This window comes from Kaistella sp., assembly GCF_041824135.1.
Classification (GTDB): Bacteria; Bacteroidota; Bacteroidia; order Flavobacteriales; family Weeksellaceae; genus Kaistella.
The window spans coordinates 1-24,594 of record NZ_JBGZYM010000014.1 but is presented as its reverse complement, the minus strand read 5'-3'; the positions used below and the strand labels follow the sequence as shown (position 1 = coordinate 24,594).

The 24,594-nt window shown below is 37.0% G+C and carries 12 protein-coding genes; all 12 read right to left on the bottom strand.

Features of this window, described 5'->3' with window-relative positions; all coding sequences use genetic code 11:
* Positions 1-122: 122 nt before the first annotated feature.
* A complete protein-coding gene (gene fabD, locus ACEYOS_RS01490; protein ID WP_373707371.1) occupies positions 123-1,001 on the bottom strand; it encodes an ACP S-malonyltransferase in 879 nt (292 codons plus the stop codon).
* A gap of 60 nt (positions 1,002-1,061) precedes the next feature.
* Positions 1,062-3,002 carry a LysM peptidoglycan-binding domain-containing protein gene (locus tag ACEYOS_RS01485; RefSeq protein WP_373707370.1) on the bottom strand — a complete coding sequence of 647 codons (1,941 nt, stop codon included), beginning with the start codon at positions 3,000-3,002 and terminating at the stop codon, positions 1,062-1,064.
* Between the two features lie 37 nt (positions 3,003-3,039).
* Entirely contained in the window at positions 3,040-4,626 is a 1,587-nt protein-coding gene (gene bshC / locus ACEYOS_RS01480; protein WP_373707369.1) for a bacillithiol biosynthesis cysteine-adding enzyme BshC, read from the bottom strand.
* Positions 4,627-4,720: 94 nt separating this feature from the next.
* Complete coding sequence (locus tag ACEYOS_RS01475) at positions 4,721-5,200, bottom strand: endonuclease domain-containing protein (RefSeq protein ID WP_373707368.1); 480 nt, start codon at positions 5,198-5,200, stop codon at positions 4,721-4,723.
* Between the two features lie 45 nt (positions 5,201-5,245).
* Positions 5,246-7,174, bottom strand: coding sequence for a putative porin (locus tag ACEYOS_RS01470; RefSeq protein ID WP_373707367.1), 1,929 nt, complete (start codon positions 7,172-7,174; stop codon positions 5,246-5,248).
* Between the two features lie 97 nt (positions 7,175-7,271).
* Positions 7,272-8,756 carry a RagB/SusD family nutrient uptake outer membrane protein gene (locus ACEYOS_RS01465; protein ID WP_373707366.1) on the bottom strand — a complete coding sequence of 495 codons (1,485 nt, stop codon included), beginning with the start codon at positions 8,754-8,756 and terminating at the stop codon, positions 7,272-7,274.
* 19 nt (positions 8,757-8,775) lie between these two features.
* Complete coding sequence (locus ACEYOS_RS01460; RefSeq protein WP_373707365.1) at positions 8,776-11,739, bottom strand: SusC/RagA family TonB-linked outer membrane protein; 2,964 nt, start codon at positions 11,737-11,739, stop codon at positions 8,776-8,778.
* A 315-nt stretch (positions 11,740-12,054) separates the two neighbouring features.
* Positions 12,055-13,479 (bottom strand): RagB/SusD family nutrient uptake outer membrane protein, encoded by a 1,425-nt coding sequence (locus ACEYOS_RS01455; protein WP_373707364.1) that lies wholly within the window; start codon positions 13,477-13,479, stop codon positions 12,055-12,057.
* Positions 13,480-13,489: 10 nt separating this feature from the next.
* A complete protein-coding gene (locus ACEYOS_RS01450; protein ID WP_373707363.1) occupies positions 13,490-16,498 on the bottom strand; it encodes a SusC/RagA family TonB-linked outer membrane protein in 3,009 nt (1,002 codons plus the stop codon).
* Between the two features lie 410 nt (positions 16,499-16,908).
* The gene (locus ACEYOS_RS01445; protein WP_373707362.1) at positions 16,909-18,420 is read right to left on the bottom strand and encodes a RagB/SusD family nutrient uptake outer membrane protein; all 1,512 of its coding nucleotides are present in this window, start codon (positions 18,418-18,420) and stop codon (positions 16,909-16,911) included.
* Positions 18,421-18,431: 11 nt separating this feature from the next.
* The gene (locus ACEYOS_RS01440) at positions 18,432-21,362 is read right to left on the bottom strand and encodes a SusC/RagA family TonB-linked outer membrane protein (protein WP_373707361.1); all 2,931 of its coding nucleotides are present in this window, start codon (positions 21,360-21,362) and stop codon (positions 18,432-18,434) included.
* 291 nt (positions 21,363-21,653) lie between these two features.
* Positions 21,654-24,533, bottom strand: coding sequence for a translation initiation factor IF-2 (gene infB, locus ACEYOS_RS01435; RefSeq protein ID WP_373797480.1), 2,880 nt, complete (start codon positions 24,531-24,533; stop codon positions 21,654-21,656).
* Positions 24,534-24,594 lie beyond the last annotated feature (61 nt).

The window sequence follows — 24,594 nt, the reverse complement described above, 5'->3', positions numbered from 1 at the left end:
TCTGAAACAAAAAACTCTTGCCCCCATTTTGTTGGTAGAGCAAGAGCCAAGGCGCCATCGAGGACGACATATTCAGACGTGAGCAATAATTTTCCATGGGAAAAAATCATACTCTTGTATTTTTATATTGCAGAAGAAACTTCTACCGTATTATTAATTTTTTTAATCAAACCTTGCAACGTTTTTCCAGGACCAACTTCAACGAATGAAGTTGCACCTTTCAGAATCATATTCTGCACCGATTGAGTCCATTTTACCGGACCAGTTAATTGTGCAATAAGATTGAGTTTAATATCTTCCGGATCGAAGACAGCTGTTGTCGTAATATTTTGGTAAACCGGCATGGTAGGTTTGTAAAACTTCGTGTTGTGAATCGCTTCTGCTAATTTTTCTTGTGCAGGCATCATCAACGGAGAGTGAAAAGCACCATTTACAGGAAGCATTAAAGCTCGTTTGGCTCCAGCATCTTTCATGTTTTGACAAGCCAATTCAACCGCGGCAGTTTCACCAGAAATCACCAATTGTCCAGGACAGTTGTAATTGGCAGGAACTACGATTCCGGGAGTTTCTTCACAGATTCTTTCTACCACATCATCAGCAAGACCAAGGATTGCAGCCATCGAACTTGGGTTGGCATTGCAAGCTTCCTGCATTGCTTTTGCACGCGTAGAAACTAATTTTAAACCATCTTCAAAACTTAAAACACCATTCGCTACCAAAGCTGAAAATTCGCCTAAAGAATGTCCTGCAACCATTTCAGGAGCTACGCCGTTCAAAGCCATTTTCAGAGCTGCAACAGAATAGATAAATATAGCGGGCTGCGTTACTTCGGTTTTCTTTAAATCATCCTCCGAACCTTTGAACATAATCGAGAGGATATCAAAACCTAAAATATGATTGGCCGAGTCCATTAAATCTTTGATGTCTTTGCGGGAATCATAGAGTTCTTTTCCCATCCCGACATATTGTGAACCTTGCCCAGGAAATACAAGTGCTTTCATAAAGTTATTTAAAGATAAATTGGCTTAAAACGCAATATTTTAAGCCAGTGTTTTTTTTATTTAGTTAGGAATCAAACGTACCACTCGGTATCCTTTGTTAACGTAAGCTCCCGTTTTTGTTTTTTCAAATTCGAATTTAGTAGCCAACTGAGTTTGCACTTTGGTCATCTGTTTGAAAATTTCTCCTTTTTTATTCTCACGGCTCAACATATCATTCATGACATCAAAACCAATGACCGCATATTTAGAAGGTGTTTTACAATATTTTTTCTGATAATCTGCTAAAATTTCTTTTTCAAAACTTCCTTCAGTATCTATTTTTCGGTCCATTAAATAAACCAAATTGCTTTGGCTTAGCTCATCCACCTTTTTCTCAAAAATCGGTGAATAATACATGCTGAAAGATTTCAATCCATCAACTTCTTTTGAAAGCGCAATCATTCTATTGCCAAAAGAATCTCCAACATCGTCGCTTTTATTCGCTAAGATTGCGATTACTGCCGCAGGTTTACCGGTCATCATATTTTGATCAGGCTGAATGTCGGCAGCAGATTTTACCACCAGCACATTAGCATTCTTCAAATTCTTTTTTAAATTAGTTTCTAAATACTTCGCATAAGTTTGGTCAGCATCAGCTACTATATAAATCTTTTGATCAGAGAAGGCGTCTTTTACTTCTTTTACAATACGATCCGCATAAATGTAATCATTGGTTTCAATAATAATTAAATTTTGGTGACCTAACAAATCATCAGAGTTTGCGAACGGTGCAACTACAGGAATTTTACTCGCTTTCACATAATCCAACACTTCTAAAACACTTGATTTAAAGAATGGCCCAACGATCAAATCAGTATTGTCCTGATTGATTTGGGTTAAAGAATTCTTGAAACTCTTTTCGTTTCCAGCATCAATTACTTTGACATCAAGACTTTGTCCTTTTTTTGCATTTCTTTCGATAGCCAGTTTTGCTCCAGCTAAGAAATCAAGGGATAAGTTTCGGTATTTAGAATCACCACTGTCAAAACCAAACGGAAGCATTAAAACAACGTTTAAAGCATCGCCAGATTTCTTCACATAAGCAGAATCTAATTTTTTAATTTTTAAAACCATTCCGGCTTTTAAACCTTGAGAAAGATTCGGATTTAAGGAAAGTAAACCATCTAAGGTAATTCCAAATCTATTTAAAAGTCCAAAAACAGTATCACCTTCCTGAACGGTATAAGTCACATAATCATCTCCAACAGATGTTGTAGAATAAGTTGGTGTCGATGTAGTTTGTGATACGGTCGTAGAAGTTGGTTGAGATTTCACCGGTTCTGAAGAGGCTATGCCTTTCACAGTAATAATATCTCCAGGCTGTAAACCTTTTTCCTCTAAACCTGGGTTGAGTGCAAAAAGTTCTTTCTGATTCAGATTAAATTTGCGGGATAATTTATAGTAATTGTCTTTCGCCTGAACCGTGTATGAATTTTCATCTGCAATAGTTATTGCAATATTCGTACGGTCTGCTGGTGTAACAGTTTCGGTTGGAGTGTTGACTTCTACTGGTTTATTCGTGACAACAACTTCTTGCTGAGCACCACCAAATTTTTGAATATTATTTAAAGGCAAAGTTACTTCGTCACCAATTTTCATATTAGAATCTAAGTTGGGATTTAAGGCTCGCAAATCAGCTTCAGTAATCTGATATTGCTTGGTAATTCCGTAAATCGTCTGTTTGGGTAGAAGAATAATCTTACCCAATTTGGCAGAAGATGATGTCGCTTTTGGCTGAACGGACGCAGTCGAACTCCCTGACTTATTGATCACCAAAACATCGCCGATCGATACTTTACCATCTTTTGAATTGGGATTTAATTTCACCAAATCATCAACGGTCATGCCGTACCTCTTAGCGATATTGTAAGGATTATCGCCCTTTACCACGGTATGCGTTTTCTGGGCAGACAAACCTGCAATTGCTGTTAGACCAGCTATAATAAAAAACTTTTTGATCATCTTTTCGATAAATATTTACAAAAATACTGCTTTAAAATTAAATAGTAAAAATTATTAATTCTGAATTTTCAACTTCTATTTCCTGATAACAACTATGAAGCCAGTCTTGGCCCAGATCCGAATAAAACACGGAGAAATTATAGTTTCTTTCTTGCCAGGTATTTCCGGGATGAATCGTTTGAAACAGATTCTCCAGCCTTTCCAGTTTTTCACTTTGCTTTATTTTTTCGGCCCGCAGTAATCTCTTTTTCATGCGGTCAAATGATTTTAATTGTCGAGTTTCTTCTGCTTCAACCAAATTGCCGAAGGTTTTTTCGGTCAATGCTGCTTTTGATTTTAAATCCTGGAATTGTTCTTTCAATTGAGTTTCCTGTTGATTTAATAAAGGAAGAATTTCATTTTCTTTCAACAGAACATTATTCGTAACAACTGCGAAATTTTTGAAGAAATCATTAATTTCCAAGCCTAAGTTCTTCGTTTTAGAAACTGTTTTTTCAGAAATCATCAACATGGAATTCCTTGGGATCAAGATTGGGAATGGAAGACTAAGTTTTTGAAAATAATTCTTGAGTTCCAGCCAATACATGATTTCGGCATTACCACCAAGGTAGGCGATGTTGGGCAAAATCGTTTCCTGATAAACCGGACGCATCAACGCATTTGGACTAAACCGCTCCGGATGACTGTCGAGTTCGGTCAAGATCTCTTCTTTGCTAAAAGATCGATCAGTATCAACGATCACGAATTGATCATCTTCAAAAGCGATTCTATCACGGGTTTCTGAAAGATAAAATAAATTAATTTCCCGTGGATTTACCTGAACCTTTCCGTATTTATCAGTTAGAAACTGAACGGTTTTCTGTGTTGTTTCAAATAAATTCTGATTAATCAATTCGTCTTCAAAAACTGATTTCATTTCGGCTTTTAATCTGGCGTCATCTCCATCGAGAACCAATAAGCCATAGCTCGAAAAGAGTTCGTTCACGATGATTCTGGTCGCCTGGGTTAAAGTATTTCCTTTTTTGTAAGCGCGCTTTAATAATAAGATAAGTTCAGTTCCAAAAACAGAATCTTTGAACTCTTCTTCAAACTGAGAAATGAAGAAATCATCTTCTACTTTTATTCTGCCAACTGCTCCACCCGATTTTGCTTTGGTTTCATAATAATGATCTTCTGCCTTAAAATGATTGATCTCCTCAAAATCATGATCTTCTGAAGCCAGCCAAAACAAAGGCACAAAATTCTTTGAGGGAAATTTTCCGTTTAAAAATTCGGCCAATTTAATAGTCTGCAAAATTTTATAAATAAAGAAAACAGGTCCGGTAAAAAGGTTTAACTGATGTCCGGTTGTTACCGTAAAAGTTTGTTGTGACCCCAACTTTCTTAAGTTAGATTGCTGTTGTTCAGATTGAGGAAGAACAGCATGCTGTTCCTGTAAAACTTCACACAGGACTTTTCTATAATCCGCAGAAAAAGATTGTTCTTTTAAATGAAATTGCTGTTCAATATTTTCAACATTAAAGAACTGAGATTCAAATCCAGGAATATTTTGAGTCAGAAAATCCTTGATGAGCAAAGGAATGCTATCAATTTCTACAAAAGGGATGTTGGTTAGTTTTTTCAATTTTTTTTAATAAAATGGTATTCTATATTTTTTTTAATCCCCGAAAATTTTCTTTCCCCGACCCTAAAGGGCGGAAAATTTTCTAAAGCAGATTTCAGTTCCATGTTTTGATTCGGTACAAAACTGTGATTTGCTTAAAAATTGAAAATTCAACTCCCTTTAGGGCTGGGGCAATTTGAATTTCAATTTTTTCGATCCAGTTGGTGATTCTCAACAACACCGAATCAATATCATTCAGAACTTCATCATTTTTAAATCTTATCACCTCTAAGCCCATTAAGCAAAGTGCTTCTGTTCTTTCGATATCTTTCGAAACCTGCTCCCTCAACGCATGATAATCACCATCAAGTTCAATAATTAGTTTTAATTTATGACAATAGAAGTCTACAATATATAAATTTATTGGGTGTTGTCTCCTAAATTTCAAGCCTTTAATTTGGTTATTTCTTAGCTTTTCCCACAAAATTTTCTCTGCGTCCGTTTCATTGTTTCGCAATTCTTTGGCTTTTAGAAAAGAACCGACTGGTGCACCTTTCCACATGCCTTCATCATAGTTTGGGGTAAGCTTTTTCATGGCAGTTTTATTTCTTTGATTAAGATTTCACCAACAAAATCAAATTTAACTAAAAAGGTACCAAACAATTCCCAGATTTAATCGGAAATCATACAAAGGATAATATGGTGCAGTAAAGGAATTATTTTTCATCAGTGTTGTATTAAGATGTTGTGCTTCAATAAAGAAAAACATTCTTTTTACTTTCAGATTAAAATAAACGTCAACAATTGGTTGTCCGCCGATGGAATAAGAATTATTATTTGGTAAAATAAATTCATTTAAAACAGGAGAGAAATCACGTGATGCAAACTTTATAAAATAATAGGCTTTTACTCCAGTTTGAATTTCTGCAGCATTTTTAAATGCTTTGGTTTGATAGAAAACATTGGCTCTTCCTACGAAATTAGGCATCGGCAAAAGATCTTTGTTACCGATGGCAGATTGAAAAAGCACTTTCGGATTCAGATGAAATTTACCGTAAGAAAAAGTGGCTTCACCACCGATCTGCGAAATATTGACCGCAGATGAACTCTGTTGTGGAAGTGATTGCGCATCTAAATAAGTGTAATTGTCGATTCTAAAAAAATTAGCAAAAACGCTGCTTTTAAACCATTTCAAATTAACGTCACCACCGATTTCGGTAATGCTTTGGTTTTTTGGATCAGCGAAATAATAATTGAATTTTTTATAAACGGACGGATTGATCAGTAAATTAAAACCGGGTGAAGCGGATTGGAAATTAACTTTTGCATTCACAAAATAATCCGGGATCGGCTCAAATCTTATTAAGTTCTGAGAACGGATAAAACTGCCGAACTCTTTTCCGCTGGAGAATTCTAAATTTGAATTCAAAGCTACTTTATCCCAAAGATTAATAACCAGATTTCCGACGGCACCAATTCTATTTTCCGAAAGTTCGTCTGGGAAATTTAAAAAAGCTGGAAAAGCTGTCCCAACTCCTAACTTGATCATTTGATGGCGAACTCCTGCATCTAATTTGAAGTTTTCTTTATCAAAAAGAATGCTTACCGTATTGCTTAAATTCTTAGAATATTTTTTTGAAGACGACGGATAATCATACAATTCTAAAGGATCTGTAAAATAGTACCTTTCTGGTGATTGCTGATTATAGAAATATTTATTCCCCTGATGGAAAATGGTATGTCGAATTTTGAACGGAAACTTTTCAGAAGTAAAAGGTTTAAATTCATGAGAGAAATAGTACCGTCGATATGCAAACTGAGAATTAGAATTGTTGAGATTAACCTCTAAATTCTCCCGGTTGTTGAAATCAGAATCTCCATTGCGAAATAAATTCAAATCGGCTATCCCACCATTTTCCTGATTGTTCACATTCTGATGGATAAAGTGGGCGAAGGCTTCGTATTTTCCGTTTTTAGAAAGATAATGGCCGGAGAACAAAACCTCATTGTTTGCCGCCAAGGAATTAAGATAATGACCTTGAGAGCGAAGTCCTGTATATTCTACAGCAAAGTTGAATTCTTTACCAATATTCTGCGTGTACGTCGATTGCAGCACTGCACCATTTCGCACCGAATTATGATAAATAAAAGCCGTGGTTGGTGTTTTTACATCGTAGTATTTAACATCGGATATTCTTTTAAGAAGATAAGATTTATTGGTTGGCAACAAAGAAAGATTTTGTTCAGGATCTACTTCAAATACCAAAGGATTGAATCCTGCGCCTACATTAGCGAATTGAACTTTTCCGAAATTATCACGGTTGTTGTATTGCGAAAAAATAAAAGTTTTATCATTGGTAAAGGCAGTATCAAAAATTTTCTTCTCTGAAAACTGGGTTCTGTAGGTATAATCGTAGATGGTAGGTTTAAAGACTTTCAGGGAATCTTTGAAGCCAGAATCAACAACTAAAGTATCGCCAGGTTTTACACGGTTAGAGTCGGTTTTATTGACAACCTGTGCATTAAGGTGATAAGTAAAAAGAAAAAGGCAGAAAAGGATGAATCTCATTCGATTTGTTTGGTGTACAAATGTATGAAATATGGTGAAATAAAAAAGGACTGTAATTTTGATGATTACAGTCCTTCTATTCTAACCTAAAGATATTTTAGTTATATCCTGGATATTGTTTTAAATTTTCATTAGAGTTTAAAGCTCCCTGAGAAACTGGCAACACAAACAATTTGTCATTGGCTGCAAGATCACAAACCGAACAGTTCGAAGGTCTTGAAAGCGGCTGATTGTATCTTTTAAGATCTAAGAATCTTTGTCCTTCTCCGTAAAACTCCTTGCTTCTTTCTGCTAAAATATCTGCCAACAAATTAGTACCAGTGTACGTAACACCACTTCTGGAAGTAGCAAATGCATTCAATTCTATAAGAGCTTGAGCAGTTTGTCCTGTTAAAGATAAAGCTTCAATTCTATTCAAATAAGCTTCTGAGAATCTAAGAATTTTAATGTTTCTATAATATCTACCTTCTGAAGAAATTTGTGGATACTTGTTGGTCCAATAGCCTCTCGGCGAATCTACCGTAATCGCAGGTGTACCTACTTGAGTTAACAAAGCTGATGAAACCGCCGCAGAAGGCCCTTTTCTCACATCACCTACTGCAAAACTGCTGTAGAATGTTTCGTTAAACAAGAATGCCTTTTTTGGATCTAATCGGTAATAATATCCCGGCAAAGAAATATTGGCTCCAATTCCATTTACTCTATTGGTATCTGAAGTCAAATCTAATTCCCAAACTGTTTCTGGCTGATCTTCAGACACGCCATCATTTTGCGCGGCAAAATACTGATTGTAAGTTGTAGCAAGAACGGCATTTTCACTTCCAAATGCTCCTCCTTCACTTGCTGCAAAATCTCTAACTTCTGTCGAAAGTTGTAGTGCTAATTGTGCGTCACCGGCAGCTCTTCTAGTCAGATATACTTTTGATAATAATAATTTAGCTGCATTTACGCCTAACGTAGTTTTTGGTCCAGAGAGTTCTGCATTCATCATTCCATCTTTCAAGTCAGCGATAATCTGATCGTAAACCTGTGCAATTGTGGCACGTGCTGGTTGAATACTCGCATCATAATTGGTCGTAACCAACGGAACTCCATATTCTGGGTTTAAACCAGAAGTTGGCGAAGCGGAATAATAATTCACTAAAGTAAAGTAAGCCAGTCCCCGAAGAATTCTTGCTTCTGCTTTTATTCTTGTAAGACCAGCACTATTAGGCACAACAGTGTTATTGATCACCAGGTTACAGTTGGCAATAACGCCATATAAACCGTCATACATTGAACTGAAATCACTTTGTTGCGTCGAGTTAAAATTAAAGTTGTAAGAATTTAAAAATGAGGGATTTTGGTTGGTAAACATTTTATCTCCCATAATATCTCCCAAAACCATCGTTCTCACGCCATAAACACTTGTCGATGAAATTGATAAGTACCCACCGTTAAGAATCTGCTGTAGTTTAGCTTCTGTATTGATGTTCTCAATCTCATCTAAACTTGGCGGAAATAAATCTAAGTCTCGCTCGCTACATGAATTTCCCGCGATTAGTAGCGCTAACGTTGATATAATTAAAATATATTTTTTCATATTAATTTATTTTTTGCGGTTAAAAACCTAATTGAATACCAAATGATATGGTTCTGATCACCGGTGAAGAATACCAATATCTTCCCTTACCAACCCAAGACCAAGAATTGGAAGTTGACTCTGGATCATAGTTTAAGTCTTTATCAAACACGTAAGTTAAAAGATTGGTTCCTCTAGCGTAAATGGTTAAATTATTGATTCCGGAAGCTTCTTTAAAAATATCTCCGAAAGAATACGCTAATTTCATCTCTTTCAATCTGATATGATCTCCTTTGTTCAAGAAACGAGATGATTCTAATCTGGATTCGCTTGGGTTGTTGATCAACGCTTTTGGATTGTCTGTACTGTAGTTTTCTGCACCTGGCGCATCGGTCCAGCTATTGTACAATGCATCTTTAATTTGATTTCTGTTCGGGAAACGACCGTCATGGATCGTGTAAGAGTGAACTCCATTTTGAACATAAAAATCAAACTGTCCTGCAATTAGGAAACTTAACGTGGTGTTTTTATATTTGAATTCATTGGTGATTCCGACATTATAGGTTGGGAAGGCGTTTTTACCTAACCATGCTTTTTCAGCATTTGTTTTCACATTGGTCACGGCAGTTCTCGTTCCGTCGGTGTACCACAATGCATCACCAGCTTTAATATTATTGGCAGCATCATTGGCTTGTGCTACTCCAGCCCAGATCCAGGTGTAGTATTCTCCCAATAAATGACCTGGCGCCAAGGCTACCAACTCGTTACTTCCATCAGAAGTGTCACCACCAAAAGTTGCAATATCAACGTTTAATTTTTGAACGATTGATTTTCCGTAAGAACCGTTTGCGTTGATAGACCATCTGAAGTTTTCAGTTTGAACCGGGATTGCATCAACCACGACTTCAAATCCACGGTTGCTGATATCTCCAACATTCGCATAGTAAGATCCTGGACCTCCTGTTTCTGCAGCAGGAAAGGCATAAAATATTGCTTCTTTTGTCAGTTTATCATAGTAATCCATGGAGAATTTCAAACGATCGTTGAAGAATCCAAAGTCGGCACCAACATCAAAATGTCCGGATTGTTCCCAGGCTAAACTTCTGTTACCAGGAGTTGAAATGAAACCGTAACCATTCTGTCCACCATAACCGATTTGAGAGTTGTACCCCAATGTTGCAAAAGCATCATACTGAGATCCCCACTGATCAGCGTAAGGAATATTTCCTAGAACTCCATAACTCGCTCTTAATGTTAAAGAAGAAAAAGCATTAGGAACAAAAGTTTCATTCATTACATTCCAAGATCCACCAACGGACCAGAAATTTCCGAATTTTTTATCGCCTAATGTTGAGTTCCCGTCACGTCTGATTTGTCCTGAAAGCGTATACTTACTATCTAAGGTGTAATTTAATCTACCGAAGTAAGATATTTGTCTCCAGGCGTAATCAGAATTATCTACCAATACTTCATCAGCAAACTGAAAATCCTGTCTTGGATCATTCATCGTAAGAGAGAACGAGTACAGATTATTGTAGGTATGATCTTGAAACTCCATACCAGCATACGCCTGAAGATTGTGTCTGCCACCAAAAACATTACGGTATGATAAGGTGTTTACCCAGTTCCAGTCTAAGATTGTTGAACGGGCGTCACCGAAAAATCCTTTATCATCTTCCATTCCGATAAATACAGGGTGACCTGCGAGACCGAACTGTCTTTCAGTCATAAACGAAGCCTGTAAACCGTATAATGAAGTGAAGTAAAAGTTTTTAACAAACTGATATTCTGCATTAACGGAAGCGATAAATGAATTGATGGTCGATTTTTGACCGGTCTCTTCTAATATAGAAACTGGGTTAAATCCTGAAGTCAGTTCATTACTGTCTGTAGGCCAAGTATCTTGGTTATAAACGCCATTTTTATATACTGAACGCCAAGGCGAAAGCATAATCGTAGAAGTCACTGGATTCGCCGAAGCCCGACCACCGAAATAGGTATTTCTTTTGATATTGGAATAATTAACATTCAATCCGAATTTCAATTTTTCAGAAGCTTTGTGATCGATTGCCATATTCAAACTCAACCGGTCGAAAGACGAGGATTTTACCAAAGGACTATTGTTGTAGTAAGATCCACCAATTCTAAATGAAGTATTTTCTCCACCACCACTTGCTCCGAAGTTGTATGTATTCACTACTGAAGAAGTTCTGTTCACTTCTTTGGACCAGTCTGTAAAGTCGCGGGAAGTTTTGATAGGTTCGTCATTGGGAATATACTCATCATAATAGTATTGAGTAGCTTCCGCCAAATCGGTAAATGTTCGGGCAATCCCGTTTCCTCCCTGAGAGTTCCACATTAGGATACCTCCGTATTTTAAATACTCTTCACCATTCATCAGCTCCATTTTATCGAAGGCTCTATCCTGAACACCGGTTTCAGTCGAGAATTCGAATCTGGTTTTCTGATTGTATTTCCCTTTTTTGGTGGTAATAATAATTACTCCATTGGCACCACGTGAACCGTAGAGTGCCGTAGATGAGGCATCTTTCAAAACAGTTACCGATTCAATCGCGTTGGGATCGATAGAAGCCAACGGATTCCACGATTCCATCATGGACGCGTTATCGGAACCTTTACCAACTACTACTCCATCAATCACGTATAAAGGATTTGGAGTTCCGATAAGGGAACTTACTCCTCTAATCGTGATCATGTTCGAAGAGCCGGGATCACCACTCGCAGAGGAGAAGTTCAAGCCGGCAACTCTACCGTTCAATACATCATCAACGGATGAAAATGGGGTAGATTCGAAATTAGCTTTAGAAACGACATTATAAGCTCCGACTTTTTGGGCTGGATCTAATTTGATCCCACCAACCAAAATCACTTCCTGAATGTCTTTGACTTTTCCAGCCGTATCTCTCTTTGCTTTTTGAGCCATTACCGTATGTCCAGCGAAGAACAATACACCAACAGTTAAAACTCGTAATTTTACATTCATATTAACACACTTTAATATATTTAATGTGACAAATATGTTAATATTTTTTAACAAATGCAAATTTTATTCAAATAATGACAATGTTTTTTTTAATTTGTTAATGAAACCACTACGATGGAGTGATATTGTTTGCGAAATGATAATTGAACTCTTTGTTAATGTTTTGTTAAACGCAATCTAACCGGTTAGGTCCTTTTTAAGGACCTATGAATTAATAAAAAATAAAACCAATTCAGTAAAGCATTTAATTAAAGAAAAAGCCATCTCAAAAAGAGATGGCTTCATCAAAAGAAATTTAATCTTAAAATCTAATTTCTACAAATTTGGATTTGCTATTACTTCCGCTTGTGGAATTTTCAAATACAATCTATTATCGTCATAATTAAATGATTGACCTTCGTAAAACAAGTGATTTGCTCCTCTTGTTACTGTCGCCTTGTTACGTTTTAAAGCTGAATACGTTTTACCTTCTCCCCAGAATTCAATACGGGTGTTAGTGTAGATATCAGCGATAAGTTGTGGTTCAGATAGACCATCAATATAGCTTGTGTCTGTAAGTCTGTTAGATAAAAAGTTTTTATAAACTGTTTTAGCTAAACCTATCTGACCTGTTTTAGCAAGTGCTTCTGCATATAGCATATGAAACTCATCAATTCTCATATAGATGTAGTCGGTTTCTATTACTCTTTGGCCACCAATCTCTCTATTTGGATCAAAGAACTTGTTGGTTGGTAAATACTCAACCCCTTCGTAAGATCCATCAAATTGAGTTTTTCTAACATCATCAGCTCGAATACTGTTGTATAGATTTTCATCCATCGCTTTTGGATCTCCTGCCCAAGCATAACTATAGGTAAAGATGTCAACTTGACCCCACCAGCTGATTAAGTCAAGATCGTTATCTAAGGTTATATCAAATCCCCACATCCAACTTGCAGTTTCCAATCTATTAAATCCTCCGGTTGCTTGCGCTTTTGTAGTTAACGGGTACGGACTTGTGCTCACAAGATCACCTGCTACTTGTACCACTTTAGGATAATCTCCCTTTGCAGCGTAAACATATGCCAAAATTCCTTTTGCAACATTCTTGTCAACGATTCCTTTGTTTTTTCTTGTAAAACCATCTAACAATGCAATGGATTTAGTAAGATCATCAATCATAAAGTCATAAACTTCTGACTGAGGTGCTTTAGGACCTGATTGCGCTGTTACTTCTTTGTAAATTGGAATAGACAAAGCAGCAGCGTCATATTTAGGAGTATATAACTGCAATAAATTATAATACGCATATGCTCTAATTGCTTTTGCCTGACCCATAGCATATTTATCAGTTCCTGATAACTGAGCATCGTTTCCGCCCAGTCCTTCAATAACATCATTAGCTGCATTGATCAATTTATAATAATATCTCCAAGGGATATAGTTCGGGTTTGTAGTAAAATCTACTGGAGCTGAATAGTTAGCGATATTTGAATACCAACCATAAGTAGTTCCTCCTAAAACCATATCTGAAGAAAGTAAATCTGTGTAGATATCATATCCCTTCTGACCAAAGTCATCATGACCGGTAGTTCCTCCGGTAGCAGTTTCAACCATCAGTAAGTAAAGACCATTCAGCTTAAATTCTGCAGAAGGACTCGATACGGTCTCTGTGGGTTCTGTTTGTAAAAATTCTTCTCGGCAAGCTCCTGTTACTGCGAGCAACAAAATCATTAGAGAAAAAATTGATATTTTTTTCATTTTTTTTATTTTAAAAATTAAATTTAGCTCCAAAAGTTATCGTCGAAAGTGGCGAATATCTGTAGATGTTTGAAGATCCCGTTTCTGAAGTTGAAGGATTGAATCCTTTTCTTTTGGAATTAATCCATAAATTATCTCCGGAAACACTCAATTGAAGAGAGTTTATTGCCATGTTCTCTAAAAACTGTTTTGGAACATTGTACCCTACAGTAACGTTATTAAGAACTAAGTAATCTGCTTTTGTTAAAAACCTTGAAGATAATGAGGCGTAATTAGTATCACCAGCTCTATTCGAAGAAAGTCTTGGAACATTTGTGATATCTCCTGGATTCTGCCATCTATCTAAGATGTCGGTATGCCAGTTATTACCACCAACTTGTCCGTTATTCATTAAGTTTGCATAAGCTCCATCATAAGAGTATCCTCCCAGAGAGTAAAGCATCTGCGCACCTACGAAGAAACCTTTAAATTCTGCATTTAAATTGAACGCTCCACGAACGTCTGGTACTGCTGTTTTGTCTAAATATCTCTGTGTAGCTTGTGAATAAACTTCAGTTACTCCTTGCTGAATATTTGCCCCTGGATTGTTTACCTGGTATTCATGTAAAGAAGCGATTTGCTCACCAACATCGAAAGCACCATTGTTGTTATTATCTACATAATTTACAAACCATTGTGCGGCACCAGTTTGTGAATTAACACCAGCGTATTCTCTCATGTAAAAATCATAAAGTGATCTTCCAGCTGACCTACCAAAACTCGCCTCAGAAACATCAATAATCTTATCCATTCCTGTTGCATTATCGAATGGCATCTTGTCTAAATTAACTTTTAGCATTTCACCATTTACTCCAACACTTAGTTTGAAATTCTGCTTTTTAAATATATCAGCATTTAAAGCGAACTCAATACCTTGATTGGTCAATTCTCCACTATTTACCTTAGAGATAGCATTTCCTGTGGAAGGTGCAATTCTGGTATCAAAAATCAAGTTATCAGTTTTCTTATTATAGAAATCAACGGTACCTGTAATTGCTCTGTTTTTCAACAACGTGAATTCAACACCAGCCTGAAACACATTTGCGCGCTCCCAAGTCAAATCAGGGTAACCTGCTCTGTCAAATCGAGTTGCAATATCACCCATGAAGTTTCCTGGATTATACACATTGTATCCTGGATAAAAACCAACTCCTGCCTGATCACCTACTGTTCCGTAGCTTGTTTTCAATTTTAAAGTCTTAATGATACTGTTATCCATCAAGAAATTTTCTTTTGACACTAACCAACCAATACCGGCAGAATAAAAATTATCCCATTTGTCATTTAAGAATCGAGATGAACCGTCTCTTCTTCCAGTTAATGAAAGGAAATATTTATTATCGAAATCATAAGTCACCTGTCCAAAGAAACTTTCTAACGCATAATCCTGAATAAATGAACTTGTCCCATTTTGTACAGTTGCATTATTAAATTCAGCGATATCCGGATCAATTAATCCTGAACGAGAACCAGAAAGATATTTCAGTTGATAGTAATTACTTTCGTGAGCTGCTAAAGCTTCGATGCTATGACTACCAAATTCTTTATTAAACCTTACCAATTGTAAGAAATTCCACGAAAATAACTCAGTTTTAGATTTGAAAATACTACCACCCTGACTGGCAGAAGATCCATAGAAAGGATTATTAAGTAAATCTCTACTATTATTATAATACTGACCAGCTAATCTAGTTTCAAATTTTAACCAAGGTGCAATGGTAGCTTCTAAGAAAAAATTGGAATTCATCTCATGCTTGTAACTTCTGTCCTTATCGATAGTAGCATCAGCAATAGCATTGGTTAAAGCACCAAAGCCACGACCTACACCATAATCATATTGTGCACCACCATAATGTGGATCTGCCACAGTATTTCCAGCAGCGTTTCTTAAGAATAATGGATAAATAGACGGAATATTATCTACGAACCAGAAAATACTTCCTGAATCTTCAGACTGGCCGTTATTTTTAGATTTAGAGAAAGCATATCCAAAATTAAAATCTCCTCTTAACCAGTCTTTGGCTTGATGAGATAAATTAAGACGACCCGTATATCTCTCATATTCACTGTTGATTGAATATCCTTCATCCTTCAAGTAACCAATACCTGCATAATAAGTTGTTTTATCTGAACCTCCAGAAAGACTTAAATTATTCTCAGTTCTGATAGAAGTTTGGAAAGCATAATCTTCCCAATTCTCAGGATTGTATACTCTACTAACTCCTGGTCTAACCTGCTTTGTTGTAGGATCAATTAGCTGTGACGCCGATACTCCCCACATGTTGTACTGCGGGCGAATACCTGAATTGGAAAACAATCGGTCATTAGCATATTTGATAGGATCAGCATTACCATTAAGTTTACCTTGATTATAAAGCGCTTCCCAACTTAAACCGATGTATTGCTCAGGTGATTCAATCACATCATATCTCGGAAGTAAGTTAAAGTTAAAACCAACTTTAGATTCCAATTGAATTTGGGCTCTGTTTGATTTTCCTTTTTTGGTGTTGATCAAGATAACTCCATTCGCTCCTCTACTTCCGTAGATCGCTGTGGCAGTTGCATCTTTCAACACAGTCATACTTTCGATGTCATCAGGATTAATTGCTGAAACATTCCCTGTATAAGGTGCACCATCTAACACATAAAGTGGGCTACGGTTACCGTTAACGGATCCGAAACCTCTAATTCTAATGGTTGCTTCAGTTCCTGGCTGCCCTGAACTATTAATTACGCGAACCCCTGCAACCTCTCCAGAAAGAGCCTGAGTTACAGTAGAAACACTTTTCCTATCCACCGAAGTCTGATCAACTGCAGAAGCAGTACCTGTATAAGACTCTTTTTTGACTTTACTGTACCCAACGACAATCACTTCATCGATATCCTGAGTTGACAGAGAGTCACCTTTGCTTTGTGCAAATAATAGGGAACCAGTAAAAAAAACTGCCGCCATACTTACTACACGTAATTTCACATTCATATTAACACTTTTTAATATTTAAGATGCAAATATGTTAATTATATTTAATATAAACAAGTTAACTGCATGTTAAACAGTAATATAGAGGAAATCAATCATTGTATCAAAATCATTTTTTTAAGCTTATCACACTACAATTAACAACAAAACATCTTTAAATTTTTCGATAAATCAACAGAAAACGTGCATTTTTATCAAAGCGGAAATTAAAGAGCTAAACGTTAAAGTTGTGCAGGATTCTTTTATATAAATAAATAATGTTTAAAGAACATCAAACTAAAAAATCAGAATATTGGCTGTATACCAGTCTGTTAAGCGCTTTCATAAACGAAAAAGAAACCGCCATTACTGGCGGTTTCCTTTTGAAAAATTTAATAAGAAAGATTTTATTGATCTTTCATTTGACTTTCTTAAAGATCGTTTTGTTTAACTAAACCTTTTGAAGCATCAATTTCCGATTGTGGAATCAACCAAGTCCATCTTTTGTCTCCTGCAGGTACTGTAACTAAATTGTTAATTACAACCGGAGCAAAATTAGTTCCTGTTCTATCTAAAGGTAAATTAAGTCTTTTTAGATCTAAGAATCTGAAACCTTCGCCCCAAAGCTCTAATCTTCTACTGTTAAGGATCTCATTGATGTAAGCTTGACCAGTAGTGGTAGCTCCAGCATAAGAAGGATTTCTATTCTTTTCGAATTGATCAAAAACGATTTTCGAATCTGCTTCTCTACTAGCTCTCGCTAAGGCTTCAGCTTCAATTAAATACATTTCTGCAGATCTCATCAAAGGAATATCTCCTAAACTTACACTGTTATCGACAGTTCCAGCACCATTTACAGAAAGGTATTTCTGAGAAGTATAAGGAACTCTTAAGTAAGTTGAAGGTAAGTTTAATGAAGTATGAAGTCCAGTTGGATCGATTACCTGAGTTCTAACATCTGTTGCTGCGAACTGATTAAACAATAACTTGTTTACCACTTTTGGAGCCTGACGAATTTGTGAAGAGTTATAGTTTCTTGACATATAAGCCATGTAGTTTCCAAAATAATCAGAGGTGGTATCAAGAGGTTTGTAACCCCACATCCATTCTCCGTTTGTATAATTATTGAATCCCGCTTTATAAGTTGCGTTACTCATCAACGCGAAACCTGCTCTTGCTTCTTTAGCGTAAGTAGCTGCCTCAGGATATTTTCCTTGAGTTAAAGCTACTCTTGCCATCAATCCTTTTACCACATCTGCATTGAAATGTGATTTGTTAGATCTTGCTTTACCCGAAAGTAAAGTGAAAGCAGCAGTAAGATCATTGTTAATAGAGGTATATACGTCTTCAACAGAAGCTCTTGGGATTGGATCAAAGGTAAGATCTAATCTCAATGGCACTCCTAATTGTGCATTATTACCACCAGCAACATATCTATTTGCATAGATTTGAGTAAGCATGTAGTAAGAGAATGCTCTAAATGCGTGGGCTTCACCCATCACTTTATCTTTAGCTGCCTGATCACCCGGAACGGTAGGAGCGTTGATAATAACGATGTTCGCCATTCTGATCTGCTCGTAATAAAAATCATACGGGTAGAATAAGTTTCCTGAATTTGCATTAGCATTATCCAGCCATCTGATGGTGCTTACATACCAGTTAGGACCAGTAGCAGGGAAAATTAAATCTTCACCCATTACGTCCATATAAATCATGATACCGATATTCCCGTTTTGACCTTGACTAGAGTTTTGTCTCAGGTGCATATTTCTGTGCATACCGTTGATAATTGTCGTAAGATTCTCAATAGAACCTGAGGCCAATTGCTCACTTACTGCATCAGTTGGATCTGTTTCCAGATAGTCTCTTTCGCATGATGAAACCATGCTTAATACCACTGAAGCAGCAGCAAGAAAGATTGTTTTTTTATTAATAAATTTCATTGTTCAATTTTTTAGAAAGTTGTACTTAATCCAAAAGTTATAATTCTGGAAGGAGAATATCTGTTGCTTACAGTACCATTAAATGATTGGTAAGGCTCTAAACCGGCTCTCTTGCTGGATAACCAAAGGTTTTCACCACTTACAAATATTTTCAAACTATTCATTCCAACGTTTTTCACGACATCTTTGTTGAAGTTATATCCGAAGGTCGCGTTTCTCAGCATTACATAACTTGCATCAACCAACCATCTGGATGACCCTGCACCAGCGTCAGTATAACTTGCTGAACTCAAAATAGGAACATCAGTTATTTGTCCAGGAGTGGTCCATCTGTCTAGCATATCTGCGTGAGCAGCACCACCTTGTGGGTATGCACTCATAACGTTAGCATAGTTAAGATCGTATATTAACCCACCAAATTGGTAGTTAAATGCTGCAGATAACTCAAAGTTCTTAACACTAATTGTAGTAGATAAGTTACCGAAGAAATCTGGAATCGCAGATCCTTGGTACTCATACAATGCTTTCGCTTGTTTCGTCGTAACCAAAGTCCCGTTTACTGTTCTAACATCAGCATCAGTTAAGGTAGGATACTTCGCTTGATCTAAAACATACAATCCTGCTCCGTCTGAAGGATCAACACCATACCAGGTTTTCAGCCAGAATGCATATAGATCTTTACCAACCATTAGTTTTTTACTACCGTTGATGATTTCATCCTGTGGAAGTTTAGTGATCTCATTTTTGTAAGCAGTACCGTAAGCATTTACAGTCCATTTTACATTTTGGTTTTTGATCACATCTGCGCTAAGGGTAATTTCATAACCTTTGTTCACCAAATTACCAATATTGGTTTGAATACTGTTTCCATCAATACCTCCACTCACTGGTGCTGGAATTGGGAATAGCAAATCTCTGGTTTCAGAATTATAATATTCTAAAGTACCTCTAACTCTTCTGTTAAATAATTCGAATTCTAAAGCAACATCTGTTTGTGCTTTAGTTTCCCAGGAAATGTTTGGATCTGCTACAGTGCTCAAAATAATTCCTGGCTCTGTTCCATTGTTAAAACCTAAACCAAACAAAGACTGGTAAGCATACCAAGTATTAAGGTTGTCATTTCCTACCTCACCATAAGATCCTCTTAATTTTAAGAAGTCGATCGCTTTCACGTTGCTGATGAAATTTTCTCTAGACATTACCCAACCTGCACCAGCAGACCAGAATGAAGCCCATCTAACATCGGTTGCGAATCTTGAAGACGCATCCCAACGAATTGAACCTTCTAATAAATACTTCTCCTGGAAGTTATAGTTTACTCTACCAAACCAGCTTTCTTTTGTTCTGCTGTCATATTGAGAGTTGCTGGTTGTATTATCTACAAAAGCACCAAATTCATAAGATCCTGCGATACTTTGATTTCTCTTGTAACCATACAAATAATCACGTAAAAAGGCACTGTTTTCATGACCTCCAAGTACGGTAACGGAATGATCACCAAAAGTTTTATCATACGTTAAAGTCTGGTTGAAAGTATAATCACGGTTGAAATAAGCAGTTCTTCCCGCAGCTCCAATACCAATAGCATCACCGATGAAAGTGTTGGTATAGGTTTTATTAAGCGTTCCTCTGTAATTATAAGCTCCGTTTGTTCTAAAGGTTAGTTCTGGCAAAAGTTTAACTTCTGCGTAAACATTTCCTTGTGCATTATAAGTATTGGTTGTATTATCATTCAATAAAGTTTCCCAAACTACGTTACGTCCTGAAGCAGCATCTGGTCCTCTTAAGGCTCCAGCATCATATAAAACTTCACCATCTGGTCCGTACAATCTTTCACCAGTTACCGGATCATGTTGGTACGGGCTGTAAATAGGTCCCATCGTTCTGGTCCAACGGTAAGGATTGATAAATGAAGCATTACTGTCAACACCATCAACTGCGTTCGATCCGCTACTAACAGAAGCGTTTAAACTTGCTCCTAACTTTAACCATTCTTTTACTTGAGAATCAGCGTTAAGACGCAAACCGATTCTTTCAAAATCTGATTTTATTAAATAACCTTCTTCTTTCAAATAGTTAACAGATGAGAAGAAAGTACTTTTGTCATTACCACCACTAAAGCTTAAGTTATGATCTTGTCTGATTCCTACTCCGATTAAAGGATCTGCCCAATTGAAATCGTTATACTTTAAAGTAGCATTTGGATTAAACACTCCATCTACCACTAGTTGTGCATCTGGAACATTAAATACATTGGTTTTAAGATTCCCTGAAATTAAGTTAGCAGAAGCATAAGCATTTGCAGTGGCTAATGTCTGACCAGCTACTGCTAATCTTCCGTTTCTCATTGCTTCCCATCCTAATACGTAGTAATCAGCTGGTCCAACTCTGTCATACTCCTGTACGAATCTGCTGATGATACCAGTACTGGTGTTGAAGGTTACTTTAGAAGAGTTCTTTTTACCTCTTTTAGTCGTAATCATAATAACTCCGTTGGCTGCAGATGAACCGTATAGTGAAGTTGAAGCTGCATCTTTCAATACGTTCAAGCTTTCAATATCATTTGGATTAATAGAGTTTAAGTTTCCTGGGAAAGGAACTCCATCTACAATAATTAAAGGCTCATTGGATACTGAATAAGATCCTGCTCCTCTAATTCTGATAGAAATACCATCTCCTGGCTGTCCACTCCCTGAAGCGACCTGGATTCCTGCTCCAGCTCCATCTAAAGATTGTAGCACGTTGGAAATCGGTCTGTCCTCGATTTTTTTAGAATCAATCTGAACGTTTGATCCTGTCAACGTAGATTTCTTCTGAACACCGTAGGCAACAACTACAACTTCCTCAATATTTTGAGTTTTAGTTGAATCCTGCTGCGCAACTACCGCTTGTCCTGTAAAGAACAGTACACCTGCGGTTAAAATTCTTAATTTCACATTCATATTAACACATTTTAATATTTAAAGCGCAAATATGTTAATTAAATTTAACATAGGCAATACAGTGATGTGTTATATTTTCAATATGGAGAGCATTAATGGTAATTATATAACAATTAAAAACATATAATGTAAAAATGTTTCCCATTTTCGGTCATCTATTGAATTTTTAGTAGTTTCAGTATATTCTTTTTACAGAAAAGGTGGTGCGTAAAAAGCTATTTAGAACAAGTATGAATTACAACGCACAAAAAAACCTGCTAGAATAGCAGGTTTTGTATCATATTTAAACAATTACTTCAACTTTTTCTTCACTGAAATCTCTTCGTAAACCTCTAAGATGTCGCCGACTTCAATATCATTGTATCCTTTGATATTCAGTCCACATTCGTAACCTTTGGTCACTTCCTTCACATCATCTTTGAAACGTTTCAAACTTTCAAGCTCTCCTTCGAATTTCACAATTCCGTCTCTCAGCAATCTAATTTTAGAATTACGGGTTACTTTTCCGGTAAGAACCATACAACCTGCAATCGTTCCTACTTTCGTAATTTTGAAAGTTTCACGGATTTCTACGTTACCAATCACCTGTTCTTTGATCTCAGGCGAAAGCATACCTTCCATCGCTTCTTTAACTTCATCAATCGCTTTGTAGATAATAGAATAGGTTCTGATTTCGATTTCTTCTTTATCAGCCAATTCTTTCGCGTTAACACCTGCTCTTACGTTGAATCCAATCATAATTGCATCTGATGCTGCGGCTAACAATACGTCTGACTCTGTGATCTGTCCAACACCTTGGTGAATAATTTTCACGCTGATCTCTTCCGTAGATAAACTTTGAAGCTGATCAGAAAGTGCTTCTACAGAACCATCAACATCACCTTTCAGGATAATATTTAATTCTTTGAAGTCTCCTAATGCGATACGTCTTCCCAGTTCATCCAGGGTAACGTGTTTCTTAGTTCTAACTGATTGCTCACGTTGCAACTGCTCTCTTTTGGTTGCAATTGTTTTCGCTTCTCTTTCGTCCGCGAATACTCTAAATTTATCACCTGCAGTTGGTGCGCCATCTAAACCTAAAATAGTTACCGGAATTGATGGTCCAGCTTCCTCCATGGTTTTCCCTCTTTCATCAAGGATCGCTTTAACTTTACCGTGATTTTTTCCGGCAAGTACATAATCCCCAACTTTAAGAGTTCCAGCCTGTACAAGAATGGTTGAGATATAACCTCTACCTTTATCTAGAGATGCTTCAATTACAACTCCACTCGCACTCTTATCTGGATTGGCTTTTAATTCTAAAATTTCAGCTTGTAACAATACTTTTTCAAGTAATGCATCCATATTATTACCAAACTTGGCAGACACTTCTTGTGACTGTACATTACCACCCCATTCTTCTACCAAAACATTCATTGCAGAAAGTTGTTGACGAATATTATCTGGGTTAGCGTTTGGTCTATCTACTTTGTTAATCGCAATAATCATTGGACCTCCCCCCGCTTGTGCGTGAGAAATTGCTTCTTTGGTTTGAGGCATCACATCATCATCTGCTGCAATCACAATAATTGCAATATCAGTAATTTGTGCACCTCTGGCTCTCATCGCCGTAAATGCTTCGTGACCTGGTGTATCTAAGAAAGTAATTCTTTGACCGTTCTCCAGTCTCACGTTGTAAGCACCAATATGCTGTGTAATTCCACCAGATTCACCGGCAATTACATTGGTTTTACGAACATAATCCAACAATGAAGTTTTACCGTGATCCACGTGACCCATTACGGTTACGATCGGCGCTCTGAATACTAGATCCTCGGCAGTATCGGTATCTTCTTCTAAGGCTGATTCTTCAACATCAGCATCAGAGAATTCAATGGTATATCCGAATTCATCGGCAACAAGTAATAATGTGTCAGCTTCTAAACGCTGATTCATCGTTACCATTACTCCTAATGAGAAACATGCAGATATTACTTCGGTTGGACTCACATTCATCAATGAAGCTAATTCACCTACCGTAATAAATTCTGTTATTTTCAGAGTTCTGTCAGCAGCATCGATTTCATCCTGACGCTCATCCTGTTCTCTTCTATAAACTCTTTTCTCTTTTCTATATTTGGCTCCTTTATTTTTACCGGCTTTGCTGGTCAGTTTTTCTAAAGTTTCCTTAATTTGATTTTTAACTTGTTCGTCAGTTAATTCAACTGGCATTACAGGACCTCTTCTTACTGGGCCTCTGTTACCACCTTGATATCCACCACCAGGTCGGTTTCCGCCACCTTGTCCAGGCGGGCGATTTCCTTGACCTTGTCCAGGTGGACGATTCCCTTGACCAGGACCCGGAGGTCTGTTTCCTTGAGCACCTTGAGTATTCGTGCCTGTTGGATTTGGTTTTTCAATACGCTTTCTTTTCTTCTTGGCAGCGGCTGAATTCGGGGAAGGTTTTGGTTTATTAAACTGTGATAAATCAACCGTTTGTTTCAGGATCTTAACACCCTGTAACTGTTTGTAAACCGTTTCTATTTTATCTGACTCAGGAGCTTCGGCTGCTGGAGCTTCTACAACTGGCGCTGGAGTTTCTACTGGTGTAGCAACAACAGGAGTTTCCGGTGCTTTTTGCTCAGGCGCTTTTTCTGCTACAACCTCCGGTTTTTTCGGTTGATCTTTTTTCGAAGATCTTGGTTTATTGCCTTCTATTTTAGACAAATCAATTTTATCCAAAACTTTGAATTCCTGTTTCTCAGAAACAGGTGCTTTTTCAGAAACTGGCGCTTTCTCAGCTACGGGCGTTTCTTCAACGACTGGTTTTGGCTCTGGAGCTGGCGCGGCTGGTTGCTCTGCTTTTACTTCAGGTTTCTTTGGATCTAAGTCGATCTTCCCTAAAATTCTTGTTTCAGGTTTTTGACTTGATCTGGCTCTTATTACCTCAGGTTGCGATGGCTCTATTTCCAGCTTTTCTTCTGGAACCTTTGCAATCACTACCTCATGAGAAGCTTTTCTTTGTTCCCCGTCTTTACGGAACTCAGCTTCTAATGCAGAATATGCCGATTCTTCCAATTGAGCGTTCGGATTACTTTCCACTTCGATCCCCTTAGCATGTAGAAATTCTACGAGCCTTGTCATCGAAATATTAAATTCCTTAACCGCTTTGTTTAATCTAATTTTTGGCATGTATACTTTATACTTTTATTTTAATTTTTGCAAAGTTAACCTATTTTAACTTTATATAGAG

Bases quoted from the DNA above. Each gene is read 5' to 3' on its own strand.
- ACEYOS_RS01460 (WP_373707365.1), bottom strand. From the start codon at position 11,739: ATGAATGTAAAATTACGAGTTTTAACTGTTGGTGTATTGTTCTTCGCT.
- ACEYOS_RS01450 (WP_373707363.1), bottom strand. From the start codon at position 16,498: ATGAATGTGAAATTACGTGTAGTAAGTATGGCGGCAGTTTTTTTTACT.
- ACEYOS_RS01470 (WP_373707367.1), bottom strand. From the start codon at position 7,174: ATGAGATTCATCCTTTTCTGCCTTTTTCTTTTTACTTATCACCTTAAT.
- ACEYOS_RS01440 (WP_373707361.1), bottom strand. From the start codon at position 21,362: ATGAATGTGAAATTAAGAATTTTAACCGCAGGTGTACTGTTCTTTACA.
- ACEYOS_RS01475 (WP_373707368.1), bottom strand. From the start codon at position 5,200: ATGAAAAAGCTTACCCCAAACTATGATGAAGGCATGTGGAAAGGTGCA.
- infB (WP_373797480.1), bottom strand. From the start codon at position 24,533: ATGCCAAAAATTAGATTAAACAAAGCGGTTAAGGAATTTAATATTTCG.
- ACEYOS_RS01445 (WP_373707362.1), bottom strand. From the start codon at position 18,420: ATGAAATTTATTAATAAAAAAACAATCTTTCTTGCTGCTGCTTCAGTG.
- ACEYOS_RS01485 (WP_373707370.1), bottom strand. From the start codon at position 3,002: ATGATCAAAAAGTTTTTTATTATAGCTGGTCTAACAGCAATTGCAGGT.
- fabD (WP_373707371.1), bottom strand. From the start codon at position 1,001: ATGAAAGCACTTGTATTTCCTGGGCAAGGTTCACAATATGTCGGGATG.
- ACEYOS_RS01455 (WP_373707364.1), bottom strand. From the start codon at position 13,479: ATGAAAAAAATATCAATTTTTTCTCTAATGATTTTGTTGCTCGCAGTA.
- ACEYOS_RS01465 (WP_373707366.1), bottom strand. From the start codon at position 8,756: ATGAAAAAATATATTTTAATTATATCAACGTTAGCGCTACTAATCGCG.